Origin of the sequence: Rhodoglobus aureus (assembly GCF_039527955.1) — a bacterium.
Classification (GTDB): Bacteria; Actinomycetota; Actinomycetes; order Actinomycetales; family Microbacteriaceae; genus Rhodoglobus; species Rhodoglobus aureus.
The window spans coordinates 1-1,444 of sequence record NZ_BAAAKW010000012.1 but is presented as its reverse complement, the minus strand read 5'-3'; the positions used below and the strand labels follow the sequence as shown (position 1 = coordinate 1,444).

Genomic DNA, 1,444 nt, shown 5'->3' with positions numbered 1-1,444 from the left:
CAACCGGCCACGCAAAATCCTCGGCTGGGCAACACCCGCCGAAGTCTTCCAAGAACTATCATCGAACCAAACCACACCGTGTTGCACTTCGAACTAGAACCCGGGCTCTCGAAGTTTCGTTTCGTCGTTGGGTAGGGTCTTGTCGAAGAGCACTTTCCCGGCCCGATCGTAGGCGACCGCGTGGTGTTCCCCTTTCCCAACGTCGACGCCAACGAACACGTCCACGGAGTCGTAGTTCTCAATCATGATTACTCCCGTCTCTGAACCGTTTTGTTGGTCAGCCGCGGTATCGAGTCTCACATCCACGTTACGAATGGCCTGGACAACAGTCCGGCCCCTATTAGCGATCACCTGATACCAATCCGGCCCGGTGACAGCACCCCCCGGATCATGAAACGACTGGGGGCAAGAATCATGCCGGACCCGACGGGCCAACGTCCTCAGATACAAACACCATCCGGGGATATAAACAAGGTAACGGGCTTGGATTCCAGCGATCGTTGCAACACCCTGAATGTGAGGGCGTGTGTTGTGGTCGGACGATCGAGGGGTAGAGAGAATGTGCAGTACAAGGCGAAGGAGCGGGAGGAGTTCTTCCGTCGGCTGGATCGTGGCGGCACGGTGCGTGCTGTCGCGGCCGAGCTTGGGCTCAGTGTTGACTCGTGCTATCGCTGGCGTCGCGAGGCGAACATCTCAACCCCGCGGGCGAAGAGCAGGTCCTACACGGCCGAAGACAAGGTTGAGTTCTTCCGACGTCTGAAGCTCAGCGGAAACGTGTCAGCGGTCGCGAAGGAACTCGGGTTCGTGAGGATCACCTGTTACAAATGGGCGCATCAGGCGGGGATCTTCACCGGGAAAGACACTCGTGCTCAACGAGCGCAGTTCCAGCGGTTGCGTGCTGATGGTCTCAGCCGTGGCGAAGCTGCCAAGGAAGTTGGTATCGATAAACGCTCGGCGGCAGACTGGGACAAGGGCATCACACAGTTCACGGGTGGTCGCAAGTATCCCGATGGGCGTGTGGTCCGTTACCGGCAGGCGGCGATACTGGCGAATGTGAAGACGCCCCGTAACAGCTACACGAGAGGAGTGCCGGTCGATCTGGCACGCCTTGAGATGATTGTCGATGTTCGTTTCTTGAGTCTCATTGAACGTGAGCAGATTCACGNATCAGCAGGGAACTGCGCCGGAACACCGCCACGACGATCGGGTATCTTCCGTATGCGGCGCACCGCATTGCCGCATCACGCCGACCGAGGCAGCGCGAACGCAAGCTCGAATCCCCTGGTGGCTTGCGCGTCTATGTTCAGCTGAAGCTTCGGAAGCGGTGGTCACCAGAGCAGATCAGCCACCGGCTCGTGAAAGACTTTCCCGACGACCAAGGGATGCGGGTGAGTACCGAGACGATCTATCAGGCGATCTATATCCAGGGTCGCGGCGCACTGAA

Annotated in this window: 1 protein-coding gene and 2 pseudogenes; 2 read left to right on the top strand and 1 reads right to left on the bottom strand. The window is 58.6% G+C overall.

Annotated elements, in window-relative coordinates; translation table 11 throughout:
- Nucleotides 1-108 precede the first annotated feature (108 nt).
- A pseudogene (locus tag ABD112_RS02480) lies at nucleotides 109-246 on the bottom strand (IS110 family transposase); the annotation flags it as partial.
- Between the two features lie 144 nt (nucleotides 247-390).
- Between ABD112_RS02480 and ABD112_RS02475 the strand changes: the two are divergent.
- Both ABD112_RS02475 and ABD112_RS02470 read left to right on the top strand, forming a co-directional pair.
- The gene (locus tag ABD112_RS02475; RefSeq protein ID WP_425563789.1) at nucleotides 391-1,311 is read left to right on the top strand and encodes a helix-turn-helix domain-containing protein; all 921 of its coding nucleotides are present in this window, start codon (nucleotides 391-393) and stop codon (nucleotides 1,309-1,311) included.
- 14 nt (nucleotides 1,312-1,325) lie between these two features.
- Nucleotides 1,326-1,444: pseudogene (locus ABD112_RS02470) on the top strand (IS30 family transposase); the annotation flags it as partial.